Origin of the sequence: Rhodopirellula maiorica SM1 (assembly GCF_000346295.1) — a bacterium.
In the GTDB taxonomy this organism is placed as follows: Bacteria; Planctomycetota; Planctomycetia; order Pirellulales; family Pirellulaceae; genus Novipirellula; species Novipirellula maiorica.
The window spans coordinates 1-3,972 of sequence record NZ_ANOG01000136.1 but is presented as its reverse complement, the minus strand read 5'-3'; the positions used below and the strand labels follow the sequence as shown (position 1 = coordinate 3,972).

5 protein-coding genes are annotated in these 3,972 nt (G+C 54.0%); 2 read left to right on the top strand and 3 right to left on the bottom strand.

The window, feature by feature from the left end:
* On the bottom strand, nucleotides 1-645 hold a 645-nt coding region (locus RMSM_RS03965; protein WP_008691912.1), incomplete at its 3' end, for a M20/M25/M40 family metallo-hydrolase.
* A gap of 174 nt (nucleotides 646-819) precedes the next feature.
* Entirely contained in the window at nucleotides 820-996 is a 177-nt protein-coding gene (locus RMSM_RS41725; protein WP_008691910.1) for a hypothetical protein, read from the bottom strand.
* Between the two features lie 19 nt (nucleotides 997-1,015).
* On the opposite strand from RMSM_RS41725, the gene RMSM_RS03960 reads away from it, so the two are divergent.
* Nucleotides 1,016-1,666, top strand: coding sequence for a HEAT repeat domain-containing protein (locus RMSM_RS03960; protein WP_008691908.1), 651 nt, complete (start codon nucleotides 1,016-1,018; stop codon nucleotides 1,664-1,666).
* A complete protein-coding gene (locus tag RMSM_RS03955) occupies nucleotides 1,632-3,257 on the top strand; it encodes an SHD1 domain-containing protein (RefSeq protein WP_160168221.1) in 1,626 nt (541 codons plus the stop codon). Before RMSM_RS03960 ends, RMSM_RS03955 begins: the two co-directional genes overlap by 35 nt.
* Before the next feature lie 63 nt (nucleotides 3,258-3,320).
* Here RMSM_RS03955 and RMSM_RS40640 read toward each other — a convergent pair.
* The coding region (locus tag RMSM_RS40640; RefSeq protein ID WP_008691905.1) for an acyltransferase family protein at nucleotides 3,321-3,972 on the bottom strand (652 nt) is incomplete at its 5' end.

Genomic DNA, 3,972 nt, shown 5'->3' with positions numbered 1-3,972 from the left:
GATTTCGTCAACGATACCAATCGGTTTTTGTGACCGATCCAGGACCGGCCCCTGTTCGATGTGCAGTTCAAGATAATTAGCGATCGTTTCGGGGTCTCGAGCTGCGTCCAACGCGGCAAGCGGATCGTAGCCATGGCGTCGCATTTCATCACCTAGCAGCACGCCGTCGAGGTCACTCATGGTCGCCAATCGCTCGGGATTAATTTTCCCAGCGACCGATTGAGAACCGAACATGCCTCCGAACCGCCCCTCTTCGTCACTAAATGCAATCAATTCGAGTGTTCGCTGAGGCACAAACTTTTCTTCGCGCATCCGACGCAGACATTCCAATCCGACGACGACGCCAAGCGTTCCATCAAGCGCCCCCGCACACGGGACGGTATCGATATGTGACCCCACTAACACACGGGGTTGATCGGTCGAGCCTTTGAGCGTTCCAGAGATATTGACCGCGCCATCCGTGCTCAGAGCGAGCCCCGCCTCTTCGATTCGGTCGGACAACCAACGTTTGCCCTCCATATCGGCATCGGTAAAGGCCATGCGGTAGATCCCGCGGTCTTCGTGGTTTTGGCCAATTTCGGACAATGTCAAAATATCCGATTTGATCCGCTTGAGGTTAACTTTGAGGGTTGAGCAGTCGAGCATAGATAAGAAGTCGTATTCGCGTTGGTTTCGTAAGGACGTCGGTTTGTTAAGGATCCGAACGTCCGAATCGGGCTAACAAATCGGGCCAAGCGGAGTGCTGAGGGTGGCTTCGGAGCCGACTTTGGCCTAGATCGGACCATTTTGCGATGATTTCACAGCATTTTGCCGTCGGAATCACCGCCCCAGCTCTACCTTAACACGAAAGAACTGGGGTTGGTCTAGACCGGGTTGCTGTGTTAAACGGTCAAGATGCAGCTTTAATCCCATCGGATCCGACATCCGTTCGCCTTTTACCCCTTCGAGAAATTGCATGACGATCTGCAGAAAACGCATCACGTTTTCCAGTGGCATATCGTTTTTGATAGCGTCGATGCTTTGCTGCCTGGGCGGTTGCCAAGACGGGCCTTTGTACGCTCTGAAAGCGGTTAACCCCTATTTCGTGATGAAAGAATGGCGTGATGACGAAGTGTACGGGGTCACGGACCACGAACGGCGGCAGCAACTTGCCAAACTGGCAGATTCGATCGAGTTCTACCCCTCCGACCGCCAGGAGTATTGGGCCAGCCATCTTCAACAAATTCTCGAAAATGACGAAAGTGCCGAAATGCGCCGATTGGCCGTGCTGGCGAGCGGCAAAATCAAATCGGGTCGCAACTTGGCGTTGATTGAAAAGGGCTTGGACGACGATAGCGTTAAAGTGCGAATGGAAGCATGTCGGGCACTGAGCCGGATCGACAACGAATCATCGTCGCGACTGTTAGCGTCCATGGTCGGCAAAGAGTCCAATCAAGACGTTCGCAATGCTGCGATCGAATCGCTTGCGAAACACAAGAACACGATCTCAGTGAATTCATTGCGACTTGCGTTGTCTGATCGCAATCCCGCAACTAGGGATCTGACCATCGAATCGCTGCGAGGAGCGACGGGCAAAGATCTTGGAAACGATCCTGATGTCTGGATCGCCGAACTCGAGAAGAACGATCCCAATGAGCCAAACAACTCCGGAACGATACTCCGCTAGATCGTTGACGTGTCCTAGGACGCTGCGACAATATGTTTGGATCCCGATTGTTTTTGCCTTATTCGTGATTGCCTCTGGCACGCACACCAACGCCGGAGAACCGGTTCGCATCTGGGTTGACCAATCCGGTCTACATGCGATCGAAGCGAGTCTGATGAACATCACCGATGAGGTGGCGTTGCTGAGACGTCCCAACGGATCGAAAGTAAAAATTGAGGTAGCGAAGTTAAGCCAAGCCGACCAAGACTACCTTTCGAGTTGGAGCGACCGTTCTGGTTTTTCAGAGAATCATCTCCGCTGGACTCCCCCGGTGCTGCCCAAGTTCTCCGCTCAGCCATTGGTGGATCTACCGCCCGCGACAAATTTGTTGGACGACGGCGATGCACTTGCGCCGGTCCAAGGCGCTCTGTCGCTAGTCAAAACATCACTTCCATCGGCCTGCTTGCCCGATCCTCAGCCCTTTTCCTACGATCTGGCGTTTGGCAAACAAACCATTGGGGACATTGAGCCTTATGATTCCGTGTCGCGGCCCCTGGTCATCGCGACCGCGGATCAAACGTTCTTAGCGGCATCGATTTCATCGGGATTGAATTCGACTCAGTCTTCCACTGCAAACCGCATCGTTTGTTACGAACCGGCCACTGGCAAGGCATCGACGGTCTATCAATCCAAGGATCCGGTGACGATCCTTGACCATCACCAACCGAGTGGCCGCACCTTGGTGCTCTATGGACATCGCGTGATGGGGCACGGGGGGCAGTTGGCCGTTGCCAGGGGCTGGGAAGACGACAAGTTGAGTGTCAAGTATTTTCGATCGCTGCCAATGATGGCGACCTCTCAAACCCCTGCCGCCACCGAAGCCAAGCAAGTGCATTGGGCGCGGTGGGTCGATGACGAGCACGTGATTGCCGCGATCGATTCGGAAATCGCGGTCTGGAACCTGTTCTCGGGAGAATGTGCCCACCGCATCTGTCGCATCCATTCAGCATGCGAACCTGCAATCTCGGCCGGTCGACGCTATATCGCTGTGCCACGTGCTGGATCGGTTGAACTTTACGAAACACAAAACGGCATGTCATTGGGAACGATTCCGATCGAACCCGGACAGCGACCTTACGTCAGTTTCTCACCGCGTGGCGATTCCTTAGCGATCGCCACCACATCGCGGCTTCGTGTTTGGGAGTTGTCGTCGGCCTCAGTGCGTGGCGAAGCCAAATCGCGACGGAGCCTTGGTAAGGGCGCTCCGGTCTGGATCGATACCGATTTAGTTCTGTCATCGACCGGGGTTTTGTTAAGCATCTATCGAGGCGTCCCGATTTGGCGTTACGAGCTTTCCGGATCAACGGTTGACTCGTACGGATTTTCGGACCAGCGACGGGGGGTTGGACTGGTGACACGTCGTCCGCACGGCCAGATTGCGTATGTCGAAGTGCCACACGAAACCGTGCGACGTGCTTTGCCGTGGGTCAACGATCGATTGGCCCCGAACGTCGACGCCATGTGGGATATCCCCGGTAAAAGTGTATTGGGCGAATACGGATGGGCCGACCGCGATTTGCAATTCACGCAGTTCGAGCAAGCGTCCCGCTAAACGTTGCTGTACCGCTTAAGCAACAAGCCAGCACCTAAATCATTTCGTTGCTTGTCGTTGCGTCTAGCTGATGGCCGCAGGGACCGAGTCGGGTTCGCGTTTAGTGCGATAACGCGTCCACAGTTTGCGAAGTGCATTGGTGATCGGCTGCTCGATCCGGTGAGTGACGATGATGGCCAACGAAAAGGAAAACGCGACCGCCATCAAGAAACTGATGTTCGCTGGGATCCCAGAATGATTTAGCCGGTACATCAGAATGCAACCAAGATTGTTGTGACAGAGATACAATGCGTACGAAATCGTGCTGATGTAAATCAGCGGTCGGATCCGTAGCAGCGGCATCTTGCCGTAAGCACACAAAGTCACCAACGTGACAATCAACACGGTGGCGATCGGATTGTGTTTGCCGTGATCGATGCTGTGAAAAACGCCACACGCGATCAAAATCCCTAGCATGTTTTGCCAACGTTTTCCCGTTCCGGTTTTGATCATGTAGAGCAAAAAACCAATGGTAAAAAGCGGCACAAAATCGAGCAGCATCAACAACCGCAGACTCGACAGCAGCGAGAACCAACGTGTCCCCGAGTATTCAGCGGCATAAGCATCCAACAACGGGCAAGCGACGAGCGACAAGGCACACAACGTTCCCCAGCCAATGAAGTATCGCCGCAGTGCACCAATTTTGAAAAGCACCACCAACGTGATATAGAACATC

Excerpts from the sequence above, each read along its gene's own strand:
- RMSM_RS41725 (WP_008691910.1), bottom strand. The coding sequence starts at position 996 with ATGCCACTGGAAAACGTGATGCGTTTTCTGCAGATCGTCATGCAATTT.
- RMSM_RS03960 (WP_008691908.1), top strand. The coding sequence starts at position 1,016 with ATGCTTTGCTGCCTGGGCGGTTGCCAAGACGGGCCTTTGTACGCTCTG.
- RMSM_RS03955 (WP_160168221.1), top strand. The coding sequence starts at position 1,632 with ATGAGCCAAACAACTCCGGAACGATACTCCGCTAGATCGTTGACGTGT.